This is a genomic window from Kitasatospora sp. cg17-2, from assembly GCF_054031055.1.
In genome coordinates this window covers 482,151-506,926 of record NZ_CM132923.1, presented here as the reverse complement: position 1 = coordinate 506,926, position 24,776 = coordinate 482,151, and the positions used below count along the sequence as shown (strand labels likewise).

The 24,776-nt window shown below is 73.8% G+C and carries 25 protein-coding genes; 11 read left to right on the top strand and 14 right to left on the bottom strand.

Annotated elements, in window-relative coordinates; all coding sequences use genetic code 11:
- Positions 1-51: 51 nt before the first annotated feature.
- The gene (locus ACW14Y_RS02065) at positions 52-633 is read right to left on the bottom strand and encodes a TetR/AcrR family transcriptional regulator (protein ID WP_380309071.1); all 582 of its coding nucleotides are present in this window, start codon (positions 631-633) and stop codon (positions 52-54) included.
- 71 nt (positions 634-704) lie between these two features.
- On the opposite strand from ACW14Y_RS02065, the gene ACW14Y_RS02060 reads away from it, so the two are divergent.
- From ACW14Y_RS02060 to ACW14Y_RS02050, 3 genes are all read left to right on the top strand, one after another.
- On the top strand, positions 705-1,190 hold the full coding sequence (locus ACW14Y_RS02060; protein ID WP_380309073.1) for an FBP domain-containing protein: 486 nt from the start codon (positions 705-707) through the stop codon (positions 1,188-1,190).
- 228 nt (positions 1,191-1,418) lie between these two features.
- Positions 1,419-2,639 (top strand): tetratricopeptide repeat protein, encoded by a 1,221-nt coding sequence (locus ACW14Y_RS02055; RefSeq protein ID WP_456985658.1) that lies wholly within the window; start codon positions 1,419-1,421, stop codon positions 2,637-2,639.
- 78 nt (positions 2,640-2,717) lie between these two features.
- Complete coding sequence (locus ACW14Y_RS02050) at positions 2,718-3,212, top strand: hypothetical protein (RefSeq protein ID WP_380309077.1); 495 nt, start codon at positions 2,718-2,720, stop codon at positions 3,210-3,212.
- A 66-nt stretch (positions 3,213-3,278) separates the two neighbouring features.
- Here the strand turns inward: ACW14Y_RS02050 and ACW14Y_RS02045 are convergent, their stop codons facing one another.
- Positions 3,279-4,580, bottom strand: a complete 1,302-nt coding sequence (locus ACW14Y_RS02045; RefSeq protein ID WP_380309079.1) for a YncE family protein — start codon at positions 4,578-4,580, stop codon at positions 3,279-3,281.
- A 239-nt stretch (positions 4,581-4,819) separates the two neighbouring features.
- Between ACW14Y_RS02045 and ACW14Y_RS02040 the strand changes: the two genes are divergently transcribed.
- The gene (locus ACW14Y_RS02040; RefSeq protein WP_456985657.1) at positions 4,820-5,494 is read left to right on the top strand and encodes a Tat pathway signal sequence domain protein; all 675 of its coding nucleotides are present in this window, start codon (positions 4,820-4,822) and stop codon (positions 5,492-5,494) included.
- Positions 5,495-5,687: 193 nt separating this feature from the next.
- Positions 5,688-6,317 (top strand): RICIN domain-containing protein, encoded by a 630-nt coding sequence (locus tag ACW14Y_RS02035; RefSeq protein WP_456985656.1) that lies wholly within the window; start codon positions 5,688-5,690, stop codon positions 6,315-6,317.
- 157 nt (positions 6,318-6,474) lie between these two features.
- Here ACW14Y_RS02035 and ACW14Y_RS02030 read toward each other — a convergent pair whose 3' ends face one another.
- Positions 6,475-7,464, bottom strand: a complete 990-nt coding sequence (locus ACW14Y_RS02030; RefSeq protein WP_380394699.1) for a hypothetical protein — start codon at positions 7,462-7,464, stop codon at positions 6,475-6,477.
- 186 nt (positions 7,465-7,650) lie between these two features.
- Positions 7,651-8,073 (bottom strand): hypothetical protein, encoded by a 423-nt coding sequence (locus ACW14Y_RS02025; protein ID WP_380309087.1) that lies wholly within the window; start codon positions 8,071-8,073, stop codon positions 7,651-7,653.
- A 479-nt stretch (positions 8,074-8,552) separates the two neighbouring features.
- Here ACW14Y_RS02025 and ACW14Y_RS02020 point away from each other — a divergent pair, with 479 nt between their 5' ends.
- The gene (locus ACW14Y_RS02020) at positions 8,553-8,909 is read left to right on the top strand and encodes a VOC family protein (RefSeq protein ID WP_380394695.1); all 357 of its coding nucleotides are present in this window, start codon (positions 8,553-8,555) and stop codon (positions 8,907-8,909) included.
- An 86-nt stretch (positions 8,910-8,995) separates the two neighbouring features.
- On the opposite strand, the gene ACW14Y_RS02015 is transcribed toward ACW14Y_RS02020, so the two are convergent.
- The 3 genes from ACW14Y_RS02015 to ACW14Y_RS02005 form a co-directional block, all read right to left on the bottom strand.
- Positions 8,996-10,057 carry a methyltransferase gene (locus tag ACW14Y_RS02015; RefSeq protein WP_456985655.1) on the bottom strand — a complete coding sequence of 354 codons (1,062 nt, stop codon included), beginning with the start codon at positions 10,055-10,057 and terminating at the stop codon, positions 8,996-8,998.
- Between the two features lie 150 nt (positions 10,058-10,207).
- Complete coding sequence (locus ACW14Y_RS02010) at positions 10,208-10,870, bottom strand: SGNH/GDSL hydrolase family protein (RefSeq protein ID WP_402724699.1); 663 nt, start codon at positions 10,868-10,870, stop codon at positions 10,208-10,210.
- A gap of 66 nt (positions 10,871-10,936) precedes the next feature.
- Positions 10,937-12,376 (bottom strand): DHA2 family efflux MFS transporter permease subunit, encoded by a 1,440-nt coding sequence (locus ACW14Y_RS02005; protein WP_456988415.1) that lies wholly within the window; start codon positions 12,374-12,376, stop codon positions 10,937-10,939.
- A 209-nt stretch (positions 12,377-12,585) separates the two neighbouring features.
- On the opposite strand from ACW14Y_RS02005, the gene ACW14Y_RS02000 reads away from it, so the two are divergent.
- Both ACW14Y_RS02000 and ACW14Y_RS01995 read left to right on the top strand, forming a co-directional pair.
- The gene (locus ACW14Y_RS02000; protein ID WP_380395014.1) at positions 12,586-13,158 is read left to right on the top strand and encodes a TetR/AcrR family transcriptional regulator; all 573 of its coding nucleotides are present in this window, start codon (positions 12,586-12,588) and stop codon (positions 13,156-13,158) included.
- Between the two features lie 138 nt (positions 13,159-13,296).
- Positions 13,297-13,731 (top strand): VOC family protein, encoded by a 435-nt coding sequence (locus ACW14Y_RS01995; RefSeq protein WP_380395013.1) that lies wholly within the window; start codon positions 13,297-13,299, stop codon positions 13,729-13,731.
- Between the two features lie 69 nt (positions 13,732-13,800).
- Here ACW14Y_RS01995 and cspE read toward each other — a convergent pair whose 3' ends face one another.
- The 3 genes from cspE to ACW14Y_RS01980 all read right to left on the bottom strand — a co-directional run bounded on the left by cspE (position 13,801) and on the right by ACW14Y_RS01980 (position 15,603).
- On the bottom strand, positions 13,801-14,013 hold the full coding sequence (cspE, locus tag ACW14Y_RS01990; protein ID WP_266315442.1) for a transcription antiterminator/RNA stability regulator CspE: 213 nt from the start codon (positions 14,011-14,013) through the stop codon (positions 13,801-13,803).
- Between the two features lie 147 nt (positions 14,014-14,160).
- Positions 14,161-15,324, bottom strand: a complete 1,164-nt coding sequence (locus tag ACW14Y_RS01985) for a S8 family peptidase (protein ID WP_456985654.1) — start codon at positions 15,322-15,324, stop codon at positions 14,161-14,163.
- A 114-nt stretch (positions 15,325-15,438) separates the two neighbouring features.
- On the bottom strand, positions 15,439-15,603 hold the full coding sequence (locus ACW14Y_RS01980; protein WP_402724697.1) for a hypothetical protein: 165 nt from the start codon (positions 15,601-15,603) through the stop codon (positions 15,439-15,441).
- A 271-nt stretch (positions 15,604-15,874) separates the two neighbouring features.
- On the opposite strand from ACW14Y_RS01980, the gene ACW14Y_RS01975 reads away from it, so the two are divergent.
- Positions 15,875-16,369: a DUF4232 domain-containing protein gene (locus ACW14Y_RS01975; RefSeq protein ID WP_456985653.1), complete on the top strand. Its 495-nt coding sequence runs from the start codon at positions 15,875-15,877 to the stop codon at positions 16,367-16,369.
- A 102-nt stretch (positions 16,370-16,471) separates the two neighbouring features.
- A complete protein-coding gene (gene ligA, locus ACW14Y_RS01970) occupies positions 16,472-18,538 on the top strand; it encodes an NAD-dependent DNA ligase LigA (RefSeq protein WP_456985652.1) in 2,067 nt (688 codons plus the stop codon).
- Between the two features lie 9 nt (positions 18,539-18,547).
- On the opposite strand, the gene ACW14Y_RS01965 is transcribed toward ligA, so the two are convergent.
- Positions 18,548-19,450 (bottom strand): phosphatidylinositol-specific phospholipase C, encoded by a 903-nt coding sequence (locus tag ACW14Y_RS01965; RefSeq protein WP_456985651.1) that lies wholly within the window; start codon positions 19,448-19,450, stop codon positions 18,548-18,550.
- A gap of 399 nt (positions 19,451-19,849) precedes the next feature.
- Complete coding sequence (locus ACW14Y_RS01960) at positions 19,850-22,042, bottom strand: protease pro-enzyme activation domain-containing protein (protein ID WP_456985650.1); 2,193 nt, start codon at positions 22,040-22,042, stop codon at positions 19,850-19,852.
- Between the two features lie 373 nt (positions 22,043-22,415).
- Between ACW14Y_RS01960 and ACW14Y_RS01955 the strand changes: the two genes are divergently transcribed.
- Positions 22,416-23,201: a VOC family protein gene (locus ACW14Y_RS01955; RefSeq protein WP_456985649.1), complete on the top strand. Its 786-nt coding sequence runs from the start codon at positions 22,416-22,418 to the stop codon at positions 23,199-23,201.
- 157 nt (positions 23,202-23,358) lie between these two features.
- On the opposite strand, the gene ACW14Y_RS01950 is transcribed toward ACW14Y_RS01955, so the two are convergent.
- Together ACW14Y_RS01950 and ACW14Y_RS01945 are read right to left on the bottom strand one after the other, a co-directional pair.
- Positions 23,359-23,895: a hypothetical protein gene (locus ACW14Y_RS01950; protein WP_456985648.1), complete on the bottom strand. Its 537-nt coding sequence runs from the start codon at positions 23,893-23,895 to the stop codon at positions 23,359-23,361.
- A gap of 54 nt (positions 23,896-23,949) precedes the next feature.
- Positions 23,950-24,714: a class I SAM-dependent methyltransferase gene (locus ACW14Y_RS01945; protein ID WP_456985647.1), complete on the bottom strand. Its 765-nt coding sequence runs from the start codon at positions 24,712-24,714 to the stop codon at positions 23,950-23,952.
- Positions 24,715-24,776: the final 62 nt, after the last annotated feature.

The following is a 24,776-nucleotide window of genomic DNA, read 5'->3' as shown; positions in this document are numbered from 1 at the left end:
GCGGTGCTGTCCGGCGGTGGTGCTGTCCGCCGGCGGTGCTGTCCGGCGGGGTCAGCCGGCGGGTCGGGCGGCGGGCCAGGCCCGCAGCAGGGCGTCGAGCGCGTCCAGGATCCGGGTCCAGCTGTCCTGGGCCGTCCGGGGGGTGTGCTGGAACCCGCCGGAGCGTTCGAGGGCGACATAGCCGTGGAAGGTGCTGCCGAGCAGGCGGACGGCGTCCGTCTCGTCGGGCTCGGCGAGGTGGTAGCCGCGCAGGATGGCCCGGGTCATCTGTGAGTGCCGGACGGCCGCGCTGGCGCGGGCCGTCTCCGGGTCGAGCTCCAGCTGCGCGGCGGCGTACCGGCCGGGGTGCTCGTGCGCGTAGTCCCGGTAGGCGTCGGCGAAGGCGGTCAGGGCGTCCTTGCCGGCCCGGCCCGCCAGGGCGGCCGCGGCGCGGTCGGCGAGTTCCTCCAGGGCCAGCAGGGCGATCCTGGTCTTGAGGTCCTGGGAGTTCTTGACGTGGGAGTAGAGGCTCGCGTCCTTGACGCCGAAGCGCCGCGCGAGCGCGGAGACGGTCACCTTGTCGAAACCGACCTCGTCGGCGAGTTCCGCCCCCGCCGCCGTCAGGCGCTCGGTGTTCAGTCCCACGCGTGCCATGCCCGTCCTCTCGCTCGCCTGGGGCAATAATACATTTGCCTAGGACGTCTAGGTAATTTACGTTGCTTCCTATGAAGCCATTGACCGAACCCGAGATCCGCGCCGCCTTCGTCAACTGCACCAAGGGTGAGGCCTCGCGGCTGAACGTCCCCCGCGACCTGGCCGAGCAGCCCTGGGACGACCTGGACTTCCTCGGCTGGCGCGACCCGCAGGCCCCCGACCGGGCCTACCTCGCCGCCGTGATCGACGGCCGCACGGTCGCGGTCGCGCTGCGCTCCTCCGGCGCCGCCTCCTGGCAGGCCCGCCGCAGCCTCTGCTCGCTGTGCGTCACCACGCACACCGGCGGCGTCTCGCTGCTGGTGGCGCCCCGCGCCGGAAAGGCCGGCAAGCAGGGCAACTCCGTCGGCGCGTACATGTGCGCCGACCTCGCCTGCTCGCTCTACGTGCGCGGCAAGAAGGAGGTCGGCACCAAGCTGCACGAGTCGCTCACGCTGGAGGAGAAGATCGAGCGCACGCTCGCCAACCTGGCCGCCTTCGTGGCCAAGGTGACGGCGTGACGCTGCCCGCCGCCGTCGCCGAGGTGACGGCGTGACGCTGCCCGCCGCCGTTCCGTACCGGTGGGCGCCGACGGCCGGAGTCGGCCGTTCGACGGTACGGGAGCGGCCCGGCCGGGCATACTGAGGAGACCGCCGGGCCCACCCGGCGGAGATCCGACGAACCGTCAGTTCCCTTCAGTGAGCGGCGGTTCGACCACTCGGCGGCCGCTCCCGAACCCAGGGAGGGCCATGTCCGAGGAGATACCGGGCGCCGAGCAGCCGCCACCGCAGGACGGACCGTCCGGGGACGCGCAGGCGGCGTTCGAGGCGTGCGCCCGACTGGTGCTCGCCGGCCGCTACGAGGAAGCCCTGACGGCGACCGAGGAGACGGCCGAGCTCCTCCGGGGGCACATCAGCGGCAGCCGCCCCGCGAACCGGGCGGCGGCCGCCGCACTCGCCTACGTCCTGGTGCTCCGCTGCGAGGCGCTGTCCAAACTCGGCCGCTGGGACGAGTGCCTGCACACCGCCGCCGAGGCGGTCGACCTGGGACGCGGGCAGGCCGTGACCGCGCCGTTCACCGCCCCGCTCGGGGCCACCCTGCTCGGTCTGGGCACCGCGCTGTGGGGCCTCGGGCGCCCGCAGGAGGCGCTCGCCGTGACCCGGGAGTCCGTCGACCTCCACCGCCAGCTCGCGCGCGCGGACCACGCCTTCCGCCCGCAGCTCGCCAACGCGCTCAGCCAGCTCGGCGTGGTGCTGTCCCGGCTGGGGCGGCACGCCGAGGCGCTGGACGTCACCAAGGAATCGGTGACCCTGTACCGCCGGCTGGTCGCGGCGGACCGGGCCGGCCACATCCACGGACTCGCCCAGGCGGTCAACAACCTGGCCCGCCGTCAGTCGGTGCGCAACCAGCACCGCCGGGCGCTCAGGAGCATCCAGGAGGCCGTGGCGCTCTACCGCGGGCTCGCCGAGGCCAATCCGGCGGTCCACCGCCGGGACCTCGCGATGGCGCTGGGCAACGCGGCCCGGATGCACAACGGCCGGGCCGAGTCGCTGGCCGCCGTGGCGGAGGCGGTCGCCATCCTGGAGGAACTGGACCGGGCCGAACCGGGCGTCCACGGCGGTCTGTTCGCCGACTCGCTGTCCCTGCACGCGGCGGCGCTCGCCGACCTGGGGCGGTTCCGGGAGGCCGCCGAGGTCACCACCAGGGCGGTCGCGATGATGCGGGAGGAGGCCGCGCTCAACCCGGTGGCGCGGCGGGGCGACCTGGGCGTGGCGCTGGCCTTCCATGCCCGGGTGCGGGCCGAGGCCGGCTTCGACCTGGCGGGCGGCCTGGCGGCGGCGACCGAGGCGGTAGCGCTGATGCGCGTCCTCGCGGCCGAGATCCCGGCCCTCTACGCCTCCTCGCTCGCGGAGGTCGTCGCCCTGGAGAGCCGGCTGCGCGCGGCCGTACCGCGCGGGGACGCGCCCTGACCGTCCTCCCGGCCGATGCCCCGCCCGACCACCCGGGCGGGGCCGCGTCGGATCGGCGGCCGGCTCGTTGGACGGGGCATGGCGGACGACGCGGACGAGACGGACGGCCCGGGTGACGGTGGCTCGGTGCCGATGGTGTGGGCCCTGGCGGTGCGGGCGGTGGAGCTGGGACCACCCTTCGCGGAACTGATCGTGGAGATCGGCCCCAACCTGTTCGAGGCCTTCGTCGACAACGCGGTGGACAGCGGATTCGTCCTGGCCGCGGGGGAGCCGCCCGTCACCACCGCCGTGGTCGAGCTGGCGGGGAACGCCCTGGTCCGGCTGGTCATGGTGGGCGGGCGGCAGGCCTGGGAACCGGCCTCCGACGTGCTGGCCTCGCCCGGCTGGCTGACGGCCGCCGCCGGACGGCGCGCCGTCGTGGTGCTCGTCGTCCCGCCCGGCACCTGGCCGCCCGGCCTGATGGACCTCGACCCGGCGGCCGGCGCCGTGCTGCTGACCCGCAGCCTGGAGTCGGCCCGGGCCGCCGGCGCGGTGCTGCACGGCACGGTCGGGTACCGGCGGTACGGCGACTGACCGACCCCGCCCGGGGTGGAACGGGGACGGTCGGTCGGTCGGTCGGTCGGTGGGCGGGCTCGGCGGTCAGTGCGCCGCCGGTCCGCTCCACTCGGCGGGCACACGGCCGAGCCGGACGCGTTGCGGGTGGTCGCCGACGTCGACCGAGGAGGTGCGCAGCCCGCTGGCGAAGTCGATGGCGCTGACCCGGTCGGCCCCGGCCTCGGACACGATGCAGGAGGTCCCGTCGCCGTTGACGGTCGCCCAGTAGGGCTTGACGGCGGGTACCAGCGGCCCCTCCCGGAGGGTCGCCCGGTCGACGACGGTGGCGTAGTCGTCCATGGTGCCCGCGACGCAGAGCCGGTCCCCGGCGGGGCTCACGGTCAGGCCGTGGTGGCGGGAGTCGTTGACCCAGGTGGTGCGGTCCTCACTGGTCGCGGGGTTGGTGGGGAGGGTCCTGATCCGGGTGATCCGGTCGGTGGCGACGTCGTACTCGACCAGACCGTTGAAGAAGGAGACCTGGAAGTACAGCGTCGAGCCGTCCGGACTGAACGCGGCGGGCCGGACGGCGTCGGACAGGTCGGGGCGGCCGAAGGCGTCCAGCCGCTCCCGCATGTCGATCACCCGCACGGTGCGGAAGGTCGTCGCGTCGGCCACGGTGATCCGGCGATCGCCCTTGGTCCAGTCCAGCCAGGGGGCGTCCAGGGCGGTGTTGACGTCGCCGATCGACATGTTCCAGATGTACCGGCCGCCGTCGGTGAAGAGGTTCTCGTGCGGCTTGTCGCCGGTCCGGAACGAGCCGAGCTGGCGGCCGGTGGCGATGTCGAGCACGTGCACGGTGTTGGCGGTGGAGGCGGAGACCACGACCCGGGTGCCGTCGGGCGAGAGCGCCATGTGGTCGGACCGGTAGCCCGCCACCGGGAAGCGCCAGTTGATCCGGCCGCTGGCGAGGTCGATGGACACCACGTCGGCGAAGCTCGGCCGGGAGACGACGACGGCCGTGCCGTCCGGGGTGGAGTACATGTCGTCGACGAACTGGTCGTGGCCCTCGCCGGGGCCCAGCCTGATCCCGAGGAAGTAGCCGAGTTTGATCGGGTCGAGGTAGATCTCGGTGAGGCGGCGCTCCTTGTCGGGGACGACGTCGATCCGGCCGATCCGGGCCAGGTCGCCGCGCGAGGTGATGACGTCGGCGGTGCCGTCCCAGTTGTTGCCGACGAACATCACCTCCCGCAGTGCGGCGGCACCGGCCGATCCGGGGCGTTCCGCCGCGCCGGCGGTCGCGGTGGTGCCCGGCAGGGTCAGGCCGAGCACGGCCGCGATGCCGAGGAGGGTGCGCAGGCGTCGGGTGCGCCGGGGGCGCGGGGTGCGGGGGAGGGAGGTCGAGGACATCGGGGGCTCCTTGGAGAGCGGTGCGCCGGGGGTACTCGACGGTAGGGAGCGCCCGGCGCCGCTGGCAAGAGGCGTGCGGCGTCTTGCTGACGATTCGTCAACAAGTCGCGCTCGGATCCTTGACGGTGCATGGACACCGCTCTACAACGTAGTCAGCTCCCGGAAACCCCCACCTCCGCCCCCTGCCCGGGCTCCGGAAGCATGCCCGCTCGCCGTCCCCCACCGAGAACGAGGCCCCCATGCGTATCCGCACCTGCCTTGCCCTGGCCGCGGCCGCCGCCACCCTCGCCGTCGGCGCCGTCCCGGCGTCCGCCGCCCCCACTGCCCCCGCCGCCGTCCCGGTTCTCACCACCGGCGACGCCGCCGGCGCGGCCGTGGCCGCGGGCGACACCCTGGTGGCGTCGCTCGCCGCCGGGACCAAGGCCACCTTCTACTCGGCCACCACCGGTGCCACCGGGGTGAACTGCGGCGTCTCGCCGTTCACCGCCCGGGCCCTGACCAACCCCGACGCGCCGGGGACGGCGACCGCGTCCCTGACCGGCATGAGCTTCGGCTCCTGCACGGCCAACGTCACCGGCGTCACCTCGGTGAAGAGCCTCACGGTCGGCAACCTCGCCTACAGCCTCTCGCTCGGCGGCGGCCAGCCCGTCGTCCTCGCCGCCGGCGCGGCCGGCCCGATCCAGGCCTCGGCCGTGCTGAACAGCTGGTTCGGCACCCTCACCTGCACCTACCAGCTCAGCGGCGCCTTCACGGGCACCTCCGACAACGCCACCCACACCCTGAGCTTCCGCAACGAGCACTTCGTCAAGAGCGGCGGCTCGGGCCTCTGTCCGGGCGAGGGCTACTTCTCGGCGACCTACGGCCCGCTGGCCGATTCCAGTCGGGCGGGCTCCCCGGTGGTCCACGTCAACTGACCGCGCCCGCGTCGCGCCCCGGTCCCAGGTGGGGGCCGGGGCGCCCGTGCTTCTGCCGGATGCGCCCCGATTCGCGCTCCCAGCAGGTTGGGATGGCGCGGGACGCGCTGTGAACGCGAGGATTCCCTCACGGGGGTTCACGTCATGCGCATGACGTCTCATAGTGCGTCCCTTCCACCGGAGGAGCACCCTCATGGGTTCGCGCACCACGCGCACCACACGTACGGCTCACCGCACCGGCACCGCGCGCACCGGGCGCGCCGTCCTCACCTCGGGGGTCGCCGCGCTCGTCGCGGTGGCCGGCCTTGGCCTCGGTGCCGCGCCCGCCCCGGCCGCCCCCGTGTCCGCCGGGGCCCTCGCCGCCGACCCGTCGAGCAACTACACCTGCGACCCGGGGCTCTACCGCATCAACACGTCCAGCAACGGTCGGCCGCTGACCGTCGCACTCTCCCGGGGGAACTACGGCACGGTCCTCCAGTACTTCTGGGGCGACGAGTCCAACCAGAAGTGGCGCGTCTGTCGCAAGCGGGCCGCCGACGGTCGCCAGATCGTCTACCTCCAGGACGCCTGGCGGCGCTGGTGCATGGCGGTCGACCACTGGGGCCTGGAGAACGGCGACCTGATCACCACGTACGGCTGCATCGACGAGAACGTGCCCCTGAACCAGCAGTTCTGGATGGCGAACCCGACGAACAGCAGCACCCTGTTCGCGCTCCAGGGCCTGCACTCCGGCAAGTGGGTCGCCTCCTCGGACCACAGCAACGAGATCCGCCAGATGGTCCAGGACCGCTGGGCGGATCTCTTCTACCTCCAGGCCGTCTGACCGACTGTCCGGGAGAGCCGTCGACGGGCGGCGGGCTGTGCCGGTTCCGAAGGGGCCGCGCGGTCCGCCCGCCGGGTCGACGAGGTGGTCGCGGCCGGAGTGACGTTGCCGCAGGGGGCGGGGTGCCCGGGCGGGGTGCGGGGAGCGAGCGCCCGGCTCAGGCGCCGGTCGTCGTCACCGAGGCCGCGACCGCCAGCATCGCGTCGTTGGCGGCCTTCGCGGCGGTCAGCTCCGGCAGCCGCTGCCGGATCAGCTCCTGCTCGTAGGCGGACTCGACCGTGAACCAGACGCCCACCACATTGACCCGCGCCTTGCACTCGACGTCGGCGGTGGCCGTGGCGATCTCCTCGGCGGACGGGGTCGCCGCGGCCCCCCAGCGCGGGTCCTTCAGGGCGTCGCCGGGCGTGCCGTAGGAGTACCCGCGCTCGGCCATGCAGCGCGACCAGTCCCCGAAGACGGCCAGGACCCGCGGGTCCTGGCGGGAGCGCTCGAAGCCCTCGTAGTTGACCCCCACCGCGACGTCGGCGTCCCGCCCGGTGCCGCCGCGCGCGGCCAGCCGGCGCTGGGCGTCGGCGATGCACCCGCCGGACGGCAGCTGCCTGCCCCGGTACTCGGTGGCGGTGCCGGGGGCGGGCCTGCCGTCCGGGCCGAGGCCGGCACCGAGGACGGTGGTGACGTCGGGGCCCAGGGACGGCGCCGCGCCCGGCTTCTTCCCGCGGTCCGGGTCCGGCGAGTGGTAGCCGTTCGCTGAGACGTCGGAGATGTCGACCGGGTCGTAGCGGTGGGTGGTCTGGGTCGCGGAGGGCGCGCTCGGGGTCGGCGCGGTCGGGGTCGGCGCGGAGTAGTCCAGGCCGAACCCCCGGACGCACCGGGTGACCAGGACGCCCTGGGCCGCGTCGAGCTGCCGGAACTGCTCCCCGCTCAGCAGGTAGGTCTCGATCGGCAGGGCCCGGTCGTCGGCCCGGCTCAACCGGGGGACGTCCCCGATCGGCGGCGGCTCCATCGGGGCGAGGGTGGCGGACGGCGACGGCGCGGCGGTGGTTCCGGCGGGACCGGAGGCGCAGCCGGCGGTCAGGGCCAGGGCGGCGGTCAGAGCGGCGGTCAGCAGCAGGACCGGCAGCGGGCGGCCGCGGCGCGGGGGTGTCATGCGGGGCTCCTCGGGCACCCGCCCGCGCGGCGCCGCGGGCACGGCTCGGCGGACGGTCGGGGGGTTCGGTGTGGCGGGCGGTTCGGTGTGGCGGGGGACGTGGCGGGCGGTTCGCCCCGGTGGGGCGGGTGCGACCCGGGTGCCGGGCCCCGGTGGAGCGGGGCCCGGCACCCGGGTCGGCGCAGGCTAGAGGGTTTCCCAGCTCTGCGAGTGGTTGTTGTTGCGCATGTTGATCGAGCCGCCGTTCCACGACACGTTGCCCAGGTTCGCCCACGAGTCGTGCGGGATGAACTGGCTCGGGCCGGAGTCGCGGATGCTGAACTCGCGGTAGTGGACGCGGAGGTTGTGGTAGTGGTCCAGGTTCCACACCGAGGCGGCGTTGTTCAGGACGGGCTGGCCGTTGCCGGAGCCGCCGCCACCGAAGTTGCCGTCGTAGTTGCCGAACTCGCCCTTGCCGAACTTCGCGCCCTGGAGGTTCGGGCTGTAGTAGAGGCAGGCGTCACCGCTGATGCAGCCGCCGCTGCTGGCGAAGGCGGGAGCGGAGGCGCCCAGCAGCACCGAGCCCAGGGTGGCCGCGGCGAGTACGCCGGCCGCGATCTTCTTCTTCATGTCCATGCCTCTCTATCGGTGGATCGGGAATTCCGCGCGCTTTCGCCGTCGAGGCGCCGGTCGATTTCCCGGATCGGCGTCGGGCTGTGCACCGTCCGACGAGGAACGACTGTGCCGGATCGGCCGGGCCTGTTCGAGGGGGAAGGCGGGCTTTGAGACGTCTCACTCGACCACGGGCCCGCTGACCTGCGGTTTGAGAAATGGTCTGGACCAATCGTGAGACGCCGCCATTCTGGATCGAGGGCGATTCGTTCGATTGCTCCCCGCTTTCCGTATTCGCCTCGGGTGTTCCGTCGTGGGGGAACTTCTGACGGAATTTCAGGTCGCCCGGGCGGGGGAATTCCTTTCGCTCCCGGAAATGGAATCCAATATTCCGGGCCCCGGGGAACGCGCCGTCGTCACCGGCCGTCGGCCGGCGGCGGCTCCACCGGTGCGAGGATGGGCCACCGCCCCCACTCCGACAGAACAGGAACCGGAACATGGAACGCGTCCTCGGCATCGGCGGCTACTTCCTGCGTGCCACCGACCCGGCCGCGCTGGCCGCCTGGTACCGCGAGAGCCTGGGCCTGGACACGGACGAGCACGGCCTGTGGCAGCAGGAGCAGGGGCCGACCGTCTTCGCGACCTTCGAGGCCGCCACCGACTACTTCGGCGCCCGCGGCCAGCAGAGCATGCTGAACTTCCGCGTCCGCGACCTCGACGCGATGCTCGCCCAGCTCCGGGCCGCGGGCGCCGACGTCGCGGAGGACGTGCAGGAGATGGAAGGCGTCGGGCGGTTCGCCTGGGTCACCGACCCGGAGGGCAACCGGATCGAGCTCTGGCAGCCCGCCGGCTGAGCCGCCCCGGCGTCGCGCCGGACGGGAGCGGGTCGACCTCGGCCCGCTCCCGTCCGCCTCTCAGGTCGTCCGTCCGTCAGGTCGGCTCAGGCCACGACCCCCTCGACCACCGACAGCACCGTCGAGGTCGGGATCACCCGGGACAGCCGCAGACCGGCCCGCCCGAAGAGCTCCGCGAAATCGGCCTCGGTCCGCTCGCGCCCGGTGAGGGAGGCCATCATCATCAGGTCCAGCGTCTTCGACTGGTGGGGGCCGTTGCCCGCCGGCACCACGGCGTCCAGGACCAGGATCCGGCCGCCCGGCCGCAGGGCCCGCCGGCAGTGGCCGAGCAGGGTCACACAGGTGTCGTCGTCCCAGTCGTGGGTGATCCGCTTGAGCAGATGGACGTCGCCGGACGGCACGGAGGAGAAGAAGTCGCCCTCCTGCGGCGTCCAGCGGCCCGCGATCTCGCCGTGCGCTTCCAGCCGGTTCCCGGCGAGCACGTGCGAGCGGTCGTAGAGCACGCCCTCCAGGCCGGGGTTGCGGCGCAGCACCTCCAGCAGCAGGCCGCCGTGGCCGCCGCCGATGTCCACGACGGTCCCGCTCGCGGGGAAGTCGTAGGCGGCCGCGATCGGGGCGTTCTCCGGATCGGACATCGCCGCCATGCCCACGTGGAAGACGGCGGCGGTGCGCTCGTCCTTGGCGAAGTGGTCGAAGAACGGCAGGCCGAAGAGCTTCTCGAACGCTGTGGCGCCCTCGGTCAGACAGTGCGTCAGCTCTCCGGCGGGCCCCCACATGGTGCGGTCGGTCAGCATCCGGATCGCCGTCCGCGCGGAGTGCGGGACATCGCTCCGCAGCGCCTGCCCGGCCCCGGTCAGGGCGAAGCGGCCCTGTGCGTCCTCGGCCACGATGCCCCGGGTGGCGAGCAGCCGCAGCACCCGGTGCAGATTGCGGGCGTCCGTGCCGGTCGCGGCGGCGAGATCGGCGGGGAGGGCGGGCCCGGCCGCGAGGTGGTCGGCGACCCCGACCTCGGCGGCGGCCCGCAGCGCGGCGGGGAACAGGAATCCGAGCGCCTCGTCGACGAGGAAGGCGGCGGAGGTCCGCAGTGCCTCCTCCTGTTCGCCCGCTCCGGCCTGCTCGTGGATCGCCCGACCGTCGTCGTCACTCATGCCGTCCTCCTGTCGCCGGTGGTGTCGCGGAGGCCGGTGTCCGGCCGCCCGCCCGCCCCGGAGACTGCCCATGAGTAACCGGCCCGACACCCACCGCGACCGATCCCGTTCCGGCGTCCGCAGCGCCGCGCTCGCCGTCCGCCGGAGCGCTCACGCGACCAGGCGCAGCCAGGCCGAGGCGAGGGCGGCATGGCCGGCCGGTGTCGGGTGCACGCCGTCGGCCGACCAGTGCTCGGGGCCGGTCCGCGCCGCGAGCCCGGCGAACATGCCGTCCGCGGCCAGCAGTCGCGCGCCGTACGCGCGGGCGAGTTCGCGGACGGCCTCGATCTTCGGGTCCAGATCGGCCCGCCACAGCTTCCGCACCTCGTCGTCGACGAGCGCGTGACCGGCCCGGAGGGTGCCGCCGACCGGGAGGAGGAACGGTTCGACGAGGATCAGCGCCGTGCCCGCCTCGGCCAGCGGGGCGAGCAGTCGGTCGTAGCCCGCCGCGAACTCGGCCGCGGGGATCGGGCGGCCGCCCGGCGCGGTCGTCTGCCAGGTCGTGTCGTTGGCGCCGACGAGGACCGACACCACGTCCGGCCGCGGATCGAGCACGTCCGCCCGCCAGCGGGCCTCCAGATCGCTCACCTTGTGGCCCGCGATCCCGGTGTTGAGCCAGGTCACGGGCCGGTCCGGGTGTCGGAGGCCCCATGCGTCCGCGATCCGCGGCGGGTAGCCGAACCCGAGGCCGTCCTCGCTCGCGAGGCGCGCGCCGTCGGTGATCGAGTCCCCGGTGAACATCACGGTGCTGCCCGGGCGGAGTGCGATCGTCATGGTTTCTCCTTGGGTGGGAGGGCGGAAGAAGGCTGCCTGCCGGGAGGGTTGCCGGAAACGCGCGTTTCAGACCTCGGTGGCCGCGTCCGCCCCGACCGTTCCGTCCGCTGTTCCGTCCGTGGGGGCGTCCGCGGGGGCGTCCACCGGTCCGGGTCGGCCCGGCAGTAGCAGGCAGAGCGGCACGGCGACGGCGGTGAGGGCGGTCGCCCACCGGAACGCGGTGCCGAAGCCGGCGGCGAGCGCGTCGGGGGAGTGGGCGCCGGCCGTGGCGTGCTGGAGGACGACGGCGACCAGGGCGATGCCCACCGAACCGCCGAGCTGCTGCGCGAGACGGGTGATCATGCTGGCGTCGGGGATCCGACCGTGGTCCAGCCCGACGTAGGCGGCGCCCATCGGCGCGATCATGGCGGCACCCAGGGCGAGGCCGCGGACGAACAGCGCCGTCAGGAGCAGCCACTCGCCGGTCCCGGCGGTGACGAAGGCGAACGGCACGGTCGTCGCGGCGACCAGCGCGAACGCCGCGACGGCGACCCGGCGCGCGCCGAGGCGGTCGGTGTACCGCCCGGCCAGGCCGCGCGCCAGCAGGGCGCCGAGGCCCTGCGGGACCAGCAGCAGTCCGGCCCCGAGCGCGTCCTCGCCCCGGACCTGCTGGAACCAGAGCGGCAGCAGCATCATCGAGCCGTACAGCGCGATGCCGCCGAGGAACAGCAGGGTCGCGGAGGAGGCGACCGCACGGTGGCGGAACAGTCGCACGTCGACGACGGAGCCGCCGCCGGTGCGGGTCAGCGCCCGGGCGACGAAGCCGCCGACCAGGGCGAGTCCGCAGACCAGCGGGGCGAGGACGCCGACGTCGGCGAGGCCCGCGCTGCCCTCGATCCGGGAGAGGCCGTACACGAGGACGGCGCAGCCGGGGGAGAGCAGGAGCAGGCCGACCGCGTCCAGCGGCACGGCGGGGCGGCCGGGGTCGGGCCGGTCGTCCGGCAGGTTGCGCAGGGCGAGCCGGGCACCGACGGCACAGAAGGGGAGGTTGACGAGGAACAGCCAGCGCCAGTCGGCCAGATGCAGGATCAGACCGCCGAGTACGGGGCCGAGGATCGGACCGAGGGCGGTGGGCACGGTGATGATCGCCATGACCTTGCCGATGTTGCGGCCCCCGGCCGCCTGCACGAGCAGCGTGGCCATCAGCGGCATCATGACGCCGGCGGCGGCGCCCTGGAGGACGCGGAAGGCGATCAGGCCGGGCGCGTCCTGGGCCAGCGCGCTCAGCAGCGAGCCGAGCAGGAACCCGCCGAGAGCCGCGACCCACAGCCGCCGCCCGCCGAACCGGGCCTGCGCCCAGCCGGCCACCGGGACGGTGACGAACACGGCGAGCAGGTAGCCGGTGCCCACCCACTGGACGGTGGACAGCGGGGCGCCCAGGTCCTTCGTCAGGTCGTCGAGGGCGACGCTGACGATGGTGGTGTCCAGGACGACGGCGAGGGCGCCGACCATGAGGGTGATCGCCATCCGCCACACGGCGGGGTCCACCCGGTCGGGGTCTGCGCGGTCCGGACGGGTGCGGTCGGGGCAGGTGCGGTCGGGGTCTGCGAGGTCGGGGTCGGACCGGTCGGGAGTGCGCATGAGCGACAGCCACCTTAAGATACAGAGCTCTATCTTACGGTGGACAGGCTAGGTCGGTAGGATAAGAAAGGCAAGTCTTTCCAAAGGAGGAGCGCATGGCCGAACGACGCCGCGGACCGGCACTGGAGAAGGCACTGCTCGACGCCGCCTGGGAGGAGCTCGCGGACCACGGCTACGCCCGCTTCACCATGGACGCCGTCGTCAAGCGCGCAGGCACCAGCCCACCCGTCCTCTACCGCCGCTGGGCCAACCGCGAGGAACTCGTCCGCGCCGCCGTCGCCCACACCCTCAAGGTGTCGCCGCTCCTCCAGCCCGACACCGGGACCCTGCGGGGCGACGTCCTCGCCCTCCTGCGCGAGCTCAACTCCCCGACCCGGGTCCGCCTGGTCACGGTGATGAACCTGCGCCTGGCCGATTTCCACCGCGAGACCGGCACCAACCCGGCCGACCTGCGCGACCCCCTGGTGACCGGCCGCGCCGAGGCCCTCGACGAACTCTTCGCCCGCGCCGCCGCCCGCGGGGAGGTGCGGCCCGAACGCCTCACCCCGCGCCTCAAGTCGCTCCCCTTCGACCTGCTGCGCCACGACATTCTGACGACCTTCGCCCCCGTCCCCGACGACACCCTCGAAGAGATCGTCGACACGGTGTTCCTCCCCCTGGTCCGCTGACGCCCCGTCGGCCCCGGTCCGCCGCGTCCCCGGAAAACCGTTTGAGCCCGGACCGCCCCTGTGGCAGGCTCACCCGCCGTGAACGATCACCGGGGGAACGCCCCGGCGGACAGCGGCATTGTGTGCGACGGAGGACGGATGGCATCGGTCAAGCAGGTCCAGATCACCTTCGACTGCGCGGAACCCGAGCGGGTCGCGCGGTTCTGGTGCGAGGTGCTGGGCTACGTGGTCCCGCCGGCGCCGAGGGGCTTCGCCTCCTGGGCCGACTACGACCGCAGCCTGCCGGCCGAGCGCCAGGGCGCCGGATTCGTCGCACAGGACCCCGAAGGCGTGGGCCCGCGCTTCTACTTCCAGCGCGTCCCCGAGGGCAAGGTCGTCAAGAACCGCCTGCACCTCGACGTCCGCGTCGGCACCGGCCTGGTCGGCGAGGAGCGCCTCGCCGTCCTCGAAGCCGAGTGCGCCCGCCTGGAGGCCCTCGGCGGCACCCGCCTCTACCTGCTGCGCGCCGACGGCTTCAACGAGTCCTGCCTCGTGATGCAGGACGTCGAGGGCAACGAGTTCTGCCTCGACTGACCGGCCCGGGAACCGAGCGGTGCCCGGGCCCTTCCGGCCCGGGCACCGCTTCGAGCCGACTGTCGCCGGTCAGACGACGACGACGTTCGCGGCGGACGGACCCTTCTGCCCGGCCTCTATCTCGAACTGGACGTTCTGGCCCTCGACGAGGGTCTTGAAGCCGGTGCCCTGGATCGCCGAGAAGTGGACGAACACGTCCTTGCTGCCGTCCTCCGGCGTGATGAAGCCGAAGCCCTTGGCCTCGTTGAACCACTTGACCTGGCCGTTCACCTTCGACGACATCCGCAGCCCCTCGATCGAGTCCCGAAGCCCGGCCCCGAAGCGGTCGGACTTCTTCGTCGTGCCCACGCCATGGATCACGCAACCCTGGAATCACGTCAATCTGTCGCCGCCACAGCGCGGATCCCTCGAACCGCGCCTGACGGCGGCTCACCTGCCCCCTGCGTGGAGGAGGCGGTCGGGCGAGTCGGGGCCGAGGCGGGTGAGAACGCCCGGGGTGGAGTCGGCGACGAGCCTGGCGCGGACCTCCTCGGAGGTGGCCCGCGGATCCCGCTGTTCGACGAGGGCGGCGACCCCCGCGACGTGGGGTGCGGCCATGGACGTGCCGTTGAGTGTGCTGGATCCGCCGCCGAGCCGGGCGGAGACGATGGCCACGCCGGGCGCGTACAGCCCCAGGCAGCGGCCGTAGTTGCTGAAACTCGCCTGCCGGTCCTGCTTGTTGACCGCGCCGACGGCGAGGGCCTTCGGCGCGCGGGCGGGGGAGGCCCCGCAGGCGTCCTCGGCGTCGTTCCCGGCCGAGACCACGGGCAGCACACCCCGCTCCGCCACCGCGTCCACGGCCGCGTCGAGGGCCTCGGAGACGGGTCCGCCGAGGGAGGCGTTCAGCACCGCGGGCCGCTGGGCGTGGGCGGCGACCCAGTCCAGGCCCGCGAGGGAGGCTGCCGTGTCGCCCTGCCCCTGGCAGTCGAGCACCCGGACGGCGACCAGCGACACCGAGCGGGCCACCCCGAAGGTCCGGCCGCCGACGGTGCCGGCCACGTGCGTCCCGTGGGAGTGGCAGTCCTGACCGTCGCGGCCGTCGCCGACGGCGTCGAACCCCGCGGTGGCGCGCCCTTCGAACTCCTCGTGCCCGGTCTCGATCCCGGTGTCCACGATGTACGCCGTGACCCCCGCGCCGGTGCCGTCGACCGTGAACTGCCCGTCGAGCGGAAGGTGACGCTGATCGATCCGGTCCAGGCCCCAACTCGCCGCCTCGGTCGTAGCCCCGGGCCCGGGTGCTGCGGCCGGGGTGTCGAGGCCGATCCGCGCGTTCTCCTCGATCGCCTCGACGGCCGGCAGGCTCCTCGCCGCCCGGAGCTGGAGCGGGGTGAGCGGGGCGGCGAACCCGCGCAGCGCGGTGCCGTAGGTGAACCGGGGCCGGACGCCGAGTTCGCGCAGTACCGACTCCGGCGAGAAGGCGGGCTTCACCCTGACGATGTACTCGTTCGGCATCACCGCCGCCGATCGCGTCGCGGCACCGGCGTCACCGGCACCGCCGATCAACGGCGCGACCAGCAGAAGGACGGTCGCCACCCGGCGGGCATTCACGCGCACTCGCACTCCAACGCAGAAGAGGGGAAACGGCAGCAGTCGCGGCCCTGGGCCCGCTCCAGGGGTTCCAGGACCGCGAGTGCCAAAGAAGGCGCCGCACGGGGCGCGGTGATCCGGCTACTTGGCCGCGAGTACCTGGGCGCGCTGCCTCAGATCCTGCGGAACGTCGTCCCGCTGGACGAGCTCGTGGAGAAAGCCCTCCAGCTCCGCCGCCGTGGCGGCGGAGCCCTCGTCGTCGCTGTTCTCGTCCTCTCCGGCATTGTTGATGGCGAGATAGGTCATGGCGCACTCCCTTTTCCGGACGGTGCCTACGTGGTCGGTGCACGATCCTGCCCGTCGGTCGGGCACGTTGCGGGGAAGCCGCCACGGGGGCCCTTCGAAAGAGTGAAAGCCGGAGGCCGGGCCGCTCCGGGGGACATCCGGAAGAAACGGGTGCGACGTTCCGTGGTCGATCGGTAGCATTGCGTCGACGAACCATCGGGAATCCGTGCGGGGCCTCGCATTGCGCCCGGGATCCGCCGCCAGTTCCCTGTAGCACGAGGAGAGTTCCCGTATGCGCATGAACCGGACGCTCGTTGCCGCCGTCACCGCCACCCTGACGGTCACCGCCCTGGGGACCGCCCGGGCCGCGACGGCCGACGACGCCGCGCCGTCGGCCTGCCGCCCCGCCAACCACCTCGCGAGGATCGCCCAGGACCGGTCCAGCGCGGGCCACCTCCACTTCCGGGTGACCTTGACCGCTCCCGCCGGCTACGCCCCGTGCCGGCTGGCCGGTTCGCCGACCGACGTCGGCTTCTCCGAGGACGGCAACCCGCTGCCGCTGACCGCGGGGTCGTACGGCGACCAGACCGGGGTGGTGACCTTCGGGCCGGGCCGGCCGGTGCACTTCGACATCCAGGTCCGCAACAACGGCCGCACCAGCCCCGCCGACGAGGCCTCGTTCACGCTTCAGGGGCCCGAGGGGCCGATCCCCGGCACCTCCGTCGCCGAGGGCGCCTTCGTCGTCTCCGAGGGCACCCTCGTCGGCCCCGTCCAGGCCGGCGCCTGAGCACCCGCCCCGGCGCCTGAGCACCGGCCCCGCTGCGGCGCGCCCGGCACCTCCCGGGCGGGCGCAGCGGGCGTTGTCGGTGGTGGGGGCGATGATGCTGCCATGATCGACGCATCCGCTCCGCTGTTGTCCTCGTCCGCCTATGCCGACGCCGTCACCGCCGCCGTGCGCGCGGCCGCCGCGTACTACACCGACGGGGCCACCCCGCTCGGGGACGACGAGTACGACGCCCTCGTGCGCGCCATCGCGGCCTACGAGGAGGCGCACCCGGACGAGGTGCTGCCCGACTCGCCCACCGGGAAGGTCGCCGGTGGGGCGGTCGTCGGGGACGTGCCGCACAGTGTGCCGATGCTGTCGCTGGACAACGTGTTCTCCGGCGAGGAACTGGACGCCTGGGCGGCCGGGCTGGAGCGGCGGCTCGGGCGCGCCGTGGCCGCGTGGTGCGTCGAGCCCAAGCTCGACGGGCTGGCGGTGGCCGCCCGCTACCGGGCCGGGCGGCTGCAGCAGGTCCTCACCCGGGGGGACGGGCTCGCCGGTGAGGACATCAGCCACGCCGCCGACGCCGTGCTCGGCCTGCCCGCCGCGCTGGCCGAGCCCGTGGACGTCGAGCTGCGCGGCGAAGTGCTGCTCACCCAGGAGCAGTTCGACGCCGCCAACCGGCTCCGTACCGAGCACGGCGCGGAGCCGTTCGCCCACCCGCGCAGCGGCGCGGCCGGCACCCTGCGGGCCAAGGACCGCCCCTACCGGGTCGAGCTGACCTTCTTCGCCTACGGCGCCGTCGGCCTCGACGAGGACCTCACCCACAGCGCCCTGCTGGAGCGGCTCGCCGCGCTCGGTGCCAACACCGCCGCGAGTACCGACGCCCACCCGCTGCGCTGCGCGACCACCGAGGAGGTGCAGCGGCGGATCGAGGAGATCGTCGCCCTGCGCGCCGGGTTGCCCTTCGGCATCGACGGCGTCGTGGTCAAGGCGGACGCCGCCGCGGACCAGCGCGACGCAGGCTCCGGCTCGCGCGCGCCGCGCTGGGCCGTCGCCCGCAAGCTGGCCGCCGAGCACAAGGTCACCCGGCTGCTCGACGTCGAGTGGAACGTCGGCCGCACCGGCATCATCGCCCCCCGGGCCGTCCTCGAACCGGTGGTCATCGACGGTGTCACCATCACCTACGCCACCCTCCACAATCCGGCCGACATCACCCGGCGCGGCCTCATGATCAACGATCAGGTCTTCGTCCACCGCGCGGGGGACGTCATCCCGCGCGTCGAGGCCCCGCTGACCGAGCAGCGCACCGGTGACGAGCGCCCGATCGTCTTCCCCGAGGTGTGTCCCCGCTGCGGCGACGCCATCGACACCAGCGAGCAGCGCTGGCGCTGCGCGCGCGGCCGCAACTGCCAGGCCGTCGCCTCCGTGATCTACGCGGCCGGACGCGACCAGCTCGACATCGAGGGCCTGGGCGGCACCCGCGCCGTCCAACTGGTCGAATCCGGGCTGGTCGCCGATATCGCGGACCTCTTCACCCTCACCCGCGAGCAGCTCCTCGGCCTGGACCGGATGGGGGAGACCAGTACAGACAACCTGCTCGCCGCCCTGGAGGAGGCCCGTGCGCGCCCGCTCGGCCGGGTGTTCTGCGCGCTCGGCGTGCGCGGCACCGGGCGCACCATGTCCCGGCGGATCGCCGCCCACTTCGGCTCGATGGCGGCGATCCGCGCCGCCGACGCCGACACCCTGGCCCGGGTCGACGGCATCGGCCCGGAGAAGGCCCGGCTCATCGTCTCCGAACTCGCCGAACTCGCCCCGCTGCTGGACCGGCTCGCGGTCCAGCAGGTCGGCACGGCCGTCACCGAGCCCCAGGCGCCCGCCGCGGCCGCCGGCGACGGACCGGGGGACGACCCGGCCCCGGCTCCCGAGGGCGGCCCGCTCACCGGCGAGGCGGTGGTCGTCACCGGCAGCATGACCGGGGCGCTCGCGGCGCTCTCCCGCAACGAGGTGAACGAACTCGTCGAACGCGCCGGCGGCAAGGCCTCCTCGTCCGTGTCCAAGCGCACCACCCTCCTGGTCGCCGGAGAGAAGGCCGGGTCCAAGCGGGCGAAGGCGGAGGAGCTCGGCATCAGGGTCGTCACTCCCGAGGAGTTCGCCGTCCTGGTGGCCGAGCACCTGCCGCCGCAGGGCTGAAAGGTTCGTTCAGGCGCCGAAGTTCAGCGCGTAGAGCGAGCGCACCAGCTCGGCGGTGGCGAAGTCCGTCGGGACGGTGCCGAGCACCGGTTGGGCGGAGCGGTCCAGGCCGCCCAGGTAGCCGCGCAGCCTGGGGGTGATCGCGTCGGCCGCCTGGCGGGGCCAGAGGCCCCAGCCGGAGCTGGAGGTGAAGGTGAGGAAGAGCCGCTGCGGGTCGGTGGCGGCCCGGGCGGCGGTCAGGTGGGCGGAGACCTCGGGCCACTTGCGCGAGTCGAGGTCGAAGATCGTGCCGATGTCGTAGTCGTCCTCGATGTCGGTGCGCCCGCCGCCCCAGCGGATGCCCGGCAGGCCGGGGTTGTCCGCGAGGAGGACGACCCGGCCCCGGACCTCGCCGATCGCGGGGATCCGGTCCTCCGTCCGGAACAGGTCCGGCCAGCGCCGCTGGTAGTCGGCGAAGAGGGCGCCGAACTCGGTGTCGGGGACGGTGGAGTACTCCTGCTTGACCCGCATCACCAGGGCCTCGCCGGGGTGGGCGGCGAGAAAGGCCCGGCACTGGTTGAGCACGTCGCCGAAGAAGGTCTGCTGGAAGACCGGCCCGTGGTGGATCGCGAGCACCCCGTCGATCGCCCGGCAGCGGATGTCGAGGAACCGCACCCCGGCCGCCAGCTGGTCGGGCAGCGCCAGGGTCTGGGTCTGGGTCAGCGGCCCGCCGTACAGGGAGCAGGTGTCGTGGGTGCCGGGCAGGGTGAGCCGGGCGAGCGACAGTCGCGGGTCGACGGCGGCCAGCCAGTCGGCGCCGCCCGGCACGGCGGCCGCCCGGGCGCCCGGCGACCCGACGGCGAGGCCGCCCGCGGCGAGCGCTCCGAGCACGGCCCCGCGGGCGAAGGCCCGTCGGCTCATGGTCGTACGCATGGTCGTACGCATGGTCAAGGACACGGTGCGGTACCCCCGTTGGGTGTGAGGGGACAGGGGAGGAACAGGGGCAGAACGGGAGGAACGACTGGCCTGCCCATTGTCGGCACCCCGCCCCGGTTTGCCCAGGGGTGGAGCGGACCGACTGCCGCAAGCCCCGTGCCCCGCCCCCGAGGACCGGGGACGGGGCACGGGGCGCTGCGGCCTGCGGGGCCGACCGGCCCCCCGGGCTCGGGGCCGCGGAGCTCCGGCGCGCTCCGACGACACCGCCCCCGGGGCGCCCGCCGACGTCACCGCCGGGGCGGGCCCTGACGGCGCCGCCCCGGCGGGGCTGGGGTGGTGGCCGCTGCCGGTCGACGCGGCCGACCGGCAGCGGCCACCGGTACTACCGGCCCGGGATCAGCCGACGTTCAGTGCCACGTCGTCGACCACGAAGCCGGTCTGGAGCGAGGAGTCCTCGGTGCCGGTGAACTTGATCGTCACCGTCTGCCCGGCGAAGGAGCTGAGGTCCAGCGTCCGCTGGGTGTAGCCGGCCGCCGCGTCCGCGTTGGAGTACGTCTTCAGCGTGGTGCTGTTGGCCTGCACGGTCAGCTTGTCGTACGCGGTGGAACCGGTCTCGGCGGTGTCGATGTGCAGCCAGAAGGTGAGCGAGGCCGACTTGCACCCGGCCGGGACGGAGACGGTCTGCGACATCGAGTCGGTGTGCGCCGAGCCGTAGCCGTTCATCCAGGACTTCCAGCTGCCCGAGTGGGCCGCCTCGGAGGCGCTGTTGTCGACCACGCCGCTGGAGGCGGTCCACGGGGCGGCCGAGCCGGTCTCGAAGCCGCCGTTGCCGATCAGCTGGGCGGCGGTGCAGCCCCCGGTCGGCGGGGTGGTGCCGCCGCCGAGCAGGGCGGTGGTCAGGGCGTCGGCGACCGGGCTGCCCCAGCCGGTGACCTGGTCGTAGCCGGTCCGGGTGGGGAAGTCCTGGTTGGCGCCGGTGGTCACGTCGTGGAACGCGGTGGCGTAGCCGCTGCCGTTGGCGAGCGCGTACAGCCGCGGGCTCGCCTCGCCCAGGACCGGCTGCCCGGCGGCCTTGGCCTTCTGGTTGAACTGGGCGGCGTAGCCGGACCACAGCGGGGCGGCGGCGCTGGTGCCGCCGTAGACCTGCCAGCCGCCGGCCGTGTAGATCGCGAAACCGCTCTGCGGGTCGGCGTTCGAGGAGACGTCCGGGACGGTGCGCATGGTGCCGTTGATCCCGGTGCCGGTCTGCCAGCTCGGCTTGGCGAACACGGTGGAGACGCCGCCGCCGGCGGTGCTCCAGGCGCTCTCGGAGGAGTAGGCGTTGCCGCTGGAGACCTTGAGGTTGGTGCCGCCGACACCGGTCTGGTGCGGGCTGGAGGCCGGGAAGTCGACCGCCTTCACGGTCGACCCGCTGGTGGAGCGGGTGCAGTCGCGCGAACCGTCGTCGCCGGACGCGGAGAAGACCGAGATGCCCTGGGCGGCGGCCTGCTTGAAGGCGTTGTCGACGGCGGTCATCGAGGCCGGGGTGGTGTCCGGCTCGCAGGAGCCCCACGAGATGGAGATGACCGAGGCCCGGTTGTCGGACACGATCTTGTTCGCCATGTCGATCTCGCCCTGGTCGCTGTTGGGCGCCTCGTAGACCAGCTGGGTGGCCTTGGGCGCCGCGCCGCGGACGATCTCGCTGTCCAGCTCGACCTCGCCCTGGCCCTCGCCCGGCCTTGCGTCGTAGTTCGCGCCGTCGACGGACACCGTGGACACGGCCGGACCGGACAGGCCGTACTGCGAGTCGTAGGTGGTCAGGTTGGACTTGCTGTAGCCGTCGAACTCCCACAGCGCCACCGTCACGCCGGTGCCGTCGGCGCCGGTCCGGTTGAGGTTGTAGGCCCCGGTGTACTGGGCGGGGGACAGTCCGCTCGGGCTCGCCGCGGCGGCGTCGGGGGTGGCGCCGGGGGCCGAACCGGGAGCGGCGTCGGAGGCGGGGGTGCCCGGCTGGACCAGGTGGGTCCGGCGGACCGGGTGGTTGTCCAGACCGCTGACGCCCTGCACGGTGGCGGCCAGGTCGGACGGGACGGAGGCGGCCGCGTCGTTGGCGAAGAAGGACCGCTGGGTCTGCGGGTCGACGTACGCGCTCTCGTGGGTGCCGAAGGCCTGCGAGACCTGCGCGGTGGTGCCGCGGGCGTTGACCACCTGGCGGTTGGCGCTGACGTCGGTGACCGTCAGGCCCTGTGCCGTCAGATAGGCCCTGACCTGGTCGACGGCGGCCGGGGTCGGTCCGAACCGGTCGGTGAACTGCTCCGGCGTCAGGTACTTGCCGAACTCCGGCGCGCCGGGCGTGCCGACCGCCGTCAGGAAGTGCTCCAGCGCGTCGGCGTCGCGCAGCTTGAGGCTGACGGCCACGGATATCTGCTGCTGCGCCGGGACGTCGCCCTTCTTCTCCGAGTGGGCCACCGCCGGGTTGAGGGTGTTCGGGAGGGTGACGCGCGGGGCGGCGTGGGGGGCGGCGGCCTGCGCGGTGGAGACACCGAGCGAGACGGCGGTGAGCGGCAGGACGGCTATCGCCGCGGCGAGGGCGAGGGTACGGGGGCGCAAGGGATCCTCCTCCGGCCGGCTGTGGGGGCCGGCTAGGGGTCATGGCGTTCCGGGATCTAGAACGCTGGCTAGAACATGACAGAGGAGTCGATCGAATTGGCTCATGGTCAAGCAATTCATTGCTAAAGAACAGTCAACTGTGTACATCGCAACTGGCCGGAACTTATACGGTGAATGACCGGATCCGGCAGCCCGCTCTCCGGCTCCCGCCACCGGAGGTCGACGTGGCGTTCCCGCCGCCCGGGCCCGGCGGAGCCGAACGGCTGACCCCGCGGGGCCGGTGCGCGGTGCGGGGCGCCGCCGCTGCCAGGCTCGTGGCAGGTTCCGGGGCCCGGCGGGCCCCGGAGGAGACCACGGACGACAGGAGTACCGGATGCTGACCTCCACCCAACTCCCGGGCGGGCTGAACTGGCTCGACCTGGGGACGCCCGACGTCGCGGCGGCGGGCGCCTTCTACGGCGGCCTGTTCGGCTGGGAGTTCGTCTCCGCCGGGCCGGAGGCCGGCGGGTACGGCTTCCTGCGGAAGGGCGGCCGGACGGTGGCCGCCGTCGGCCCGCTGACCGAGGAGGGCGCGGGTTCCGCGTGGACGGTGTACTTCCGCACCACCGACGCCGACGCCACCACCAGGGCCGTCGAGGCGGCCGGTGGCGTGGTCCGGTTCCCGCCGGCGGAGGTCTTCACGGCGGGACGGACGGCCGGCTTCACCGACCCGACCGGCGCGGAGTTCGCCGTGTGGGAACCGCGCGACACGGACGGCCTGGAGCTCGTCAACGAGCCCGGCAGCGTGAGCTGGATCGAGCTCTACACCACCGACGGCGCGGCGGCGCGGGCGTTCTACGGCAGCGTCCTGGGCTGGGAGAGCACCGACCGGCCGATGGGCGGGGGCCTCGTCTACAGCGTCGTCGGGCCGGCCGGCGGTGGGGGGACGGCGCACGGCGGCATCCTGCAGCTGCAGCAGGTCCACCTGGACGCCGGATCGACCTCCGAATGGCACCCCTACTTCGAGGTCGAGGACTGCGACGCCGCCCTGACCCGGGCCCGGGAACTCGGCGCCACCGTCCTCATCCCGGCCATGGACGCCGGGGGAGTGGGCCGCCTGGCGATGTTCCTCGACCCGTTCGGGGCCCCGTTCGCCGTCCTCCGGAGCGCCGCGGGCTGACCCCGGACGGATCGTCACCGGCCTGCCGGCCCCGGTCCGGCAGGCCACGGGTCCGGCAGGTCACCGCGAGGTCGGGCCACCGGTGCGGGCAGGCCGCCGCGAGGTCGGGCCACCGCGTGGGCAGGCCGCCGCGTGGTGGCCTGCCCACGCCGGTGCACTACGGGAGTGCGGCGAGATGCTCCCGGAGGAAGGCTCCGGCGTGGGCGGCGGCCTCCTCCTTCGTCGCGTACCAGGTGCCGTCCCCGGCGGTGCCGTGCGTCCCGTCCGCGCCCTCGGCCGTCCAGGCCCAGCCGCCGGACGGCGGGTCCTGGGTCAGTTCGGCCGTGCCGCCGAAGAGTTCGAGGGTCGCGCCGGTCCGTGCTCCCGCGGCCGCGGGGCGGGGAACCGCGTCCGGCCACTTCTTGCGCGCGCCCTGGCGGGTCATGCCCCAGACCGCGCCCAGCTGCTCGTAGTTGGCGCCGTAGGAGCCGGCCGTCGCCGCCGCGAGCGCCGTCAGCCGCTTGGCCTCCATGTCGACCACCTTCCAGGCGGCGAGGACGGACAGCGTCACCTCGACCGGGTCCGCGTCCCACATCCGGGCCGTGGGCAGCCCCGACCGGCGGGAGCGGATGGCCGCCGCGAGCGGGTCGAGGGCGTCGGTGAGGGCCTTGACCAGCTCGGCCCGCTCTTCGGGAGTGATCTCGATCGACGTCATGCGACAACTCTAGTTGTCGCACACTCATGTCGACAACCTTTGTTTCCGGCTGATTCAGACGGACCGTCGGCGCGCGAGGTGGACGACGATGTCGGCGTCGATCCCGACCGTGTCGGGCAGGGCCCGCTCGATCGCCTCGAAGGTCCGCCGCCGGTCCGCCGGGGGCAGTTGGAGGTACGCCGAGACCGTCGACAGGTAGCCGAGGTAGTCGGCGGCGCTCGCGGTCCAGCGCCGCTCGACGACGGTCTGCCGGACGTCCTCGAACAGCGGGGACCGTTCCAGTTCCGTACCCGGCCACTGCATCGCCGCGTCCGGCGCGGTGCCGTCGGGGGACGGCACGTCGTCGCTCTCCAGGAACGGCGCGCGGGCCGCCCGGACGGCCTCCTCCACGGCCGGGTCGGCCAGGTGGACCGGGCCGCCGAACGAGGCGAACACCCCGTCCGGCTCCAGCAGCGCGGCCACCCGGGGCCACCGGCCGTCGGGGCGGGTCCAGTGCAGCGCCGCCGCCGCGTAGACCAGGCCGTACGGCCCGCTCGGCGGCAGGTCCTCGAACGCGGCCCGGACGGTCGTCACGTTCGCGGGCGCCGTCCGGTTCAGCTCGGCCAGCATGGCGGCGTCGGGCTCGGTGGCCGTGACGGTGATGCCGTGCCCGGCGAACAGCCTGGTCGCCTTGCCCGTCCCCGCGCCGATCTCCAGCGCCGTCCGGACCGGCCGGCCCGCGTACGCCGTCACCAGGTCGGCCAACTCCTCGGGATACCCCGGTCGGAACCTTTCGTAGGCCTCCGCGGCGACGCCGAAACCCAGTGCGCGAGCAGTCATGGCGAGCATCCTGGCACGACCGGGGCCGTGGCGGTGCCGGGATTCGTTCGCGGCCGCGCCCG

Coding starts and splice junctions, on each gene's coding strand:
- ACW14Y_RS02060 (WP_380309073.1), top strand. CDS start 705: ATGAAGCCATTGACCGAACCCGAGATCCGCGCCGCCTTCGTCAACTGC.
- ACW14Y_RS02050 (WP_380309077.1), top strand. CDS start 2,718: ATGGCGGACGACGCGGACGAGACGGACGGCCCGGGTGACGGTGGCTCG.
- ACW14Y_RS02010 (WP_402724699.1), bottom strand. CDS start 10,870: ATGACGATCGCACTCCGCCCGGGCAGCACCGTGATGTTCACCGGGGAC.
- ACW14Y_RS01995 (WP_380395013.1), top strand. CDS start 13,297: ATGGCATCGGTCAAGCAGGTCCAGATCACCTTCGACTGCGCGGAACCC.
- ACW14Y_RS02045 (WP_380309079.1), bottom strand. CDS start 4,580: ATGTCCTCGACCTCCCTCCCCCGCACCCCGCGCCCCCGGCGCACCCGA.
- ACW14Y_RS01945 (WP_456985647.1), bottom strand. CDS start 24,714: ATGACTGCTCGCGCACTGGGTTTCGGCGTCGCCGCGGAGGCCTACGAA.
- ACW14Y_RS01950 (WP_456985648.1), bottom strand. CDS start 23,895: ATGACGTCGATCGAGATCACTCCCGAAGAGCGGGCCGAGCTGGTCAAG.
- ACW14Y_RS01965 (WP_456985651.1), bottom strand. CDS start 19,450: ATGCGTACGACCATGAGCCGACGGGCCTTCGCCCGCGGGGCCGTGCTC.
- ACW14Y_RS02035 (WP_456985656.1), top strand. CDS start 5,688: ATGGGTTCGCGCACCACGCGCACCACACGTACGGCTCACCGCACCGGC.
- ACW14Y_RS02000 (WP_380395014.1), top strand. CDS start 12,586: ATGGCCGAACGACGCCGCGGACCGGCACTGGAGAAGGCACTGCTCGAC.
- ACW14Y_RS02015 (WP_456985655.1), bottom strand. CDS start 10,057: ATGAGTGACGACGACGGTCGGGCGATCCACGAGCAGGCCGGAGCGGGC.
- ACW14Y_RS02065 (WP_380309071.1), bottom strand. CDS start 633: ATGGCACGCGTGGGACTGAACACCGAGCGCCTGACGGCGGCGGGGGCG.
- cspE (WP_266315442.1), bottom strand. CDS start 14,013: ATGTCGTCGAAGGTGAACGGCCAGGTCAAGTGGTTCAACGAGGCCAAG.
- ACW14Y_RS02040 (WP_456985657.1), top strand. CDS start 4,820: ATGCGTATCCGCACCTGCCTTGCCCTGGCCGCGGCCGCCGCCACCCTC.
- ACW14Y_RS02020 (WP_380394695.1), top strand. CDS start 8,553: ATGGAACGCGTCCTCGGCATCGGCGGCTACTTCCTGCGTGCCACCGAC.
- ACW14Y_RS01980 (WP_402724697.1), bottom strand. CDS start 15,603: ATGACCTATCTCGCCATCAACAATGCCGGAGAGGACGAGAACAGCGAC.
- ACW14Y_RS01955 (WP_456985649.1), top strand. CDS start 22,416: ATGCTGACCTCCACCCAACTCCCGGGCGGGCTGAACTGGCTCGACCTG.
- ACW14Y_RS02005 (WP_456988415.1), bottom strand. CDS start 12,376: ATGGCGATCACCCTCATGGTCGGCGCCCTCGCCGTCGTCCTGGACACC.
- ACW14Y_RS02055 (WP_456985658.1), top strand. CDS start 1,419: ATGTCCGAGGAGATACCGGGCGCCGAGCAGCCGCCACCGCAGGACGGA.
- ligA (WP_456985652.1), top strand. CDS start 16,472: ATGATCGACGCATCCGCTCCGCTGTTGTCCTCGTCCGCCTATGCCGAC.
- ACW14Y_RS01975 (WP_456985653.1), top strand. CDS start 15,875: ATGCGCATGAACCGGACGCTCGTTGCCGCCGTCACCGCCACCCTGACG.
- ACW14Y_RS02030 (WP_380394699.1), bottom strand. CDS start 7,464: ATGACACCCCCGCGCCGCGGCCGCCCGCTGCCGGTCCTGCTGCTGACC.
- ACW14Y_RS02025 (WP_380309087.1), bottom strand. CDS start 8,073: ATGAAGAAGAAGATCGCGGCCGGCGTACTCGCCGCGGCCACCCTGGGC.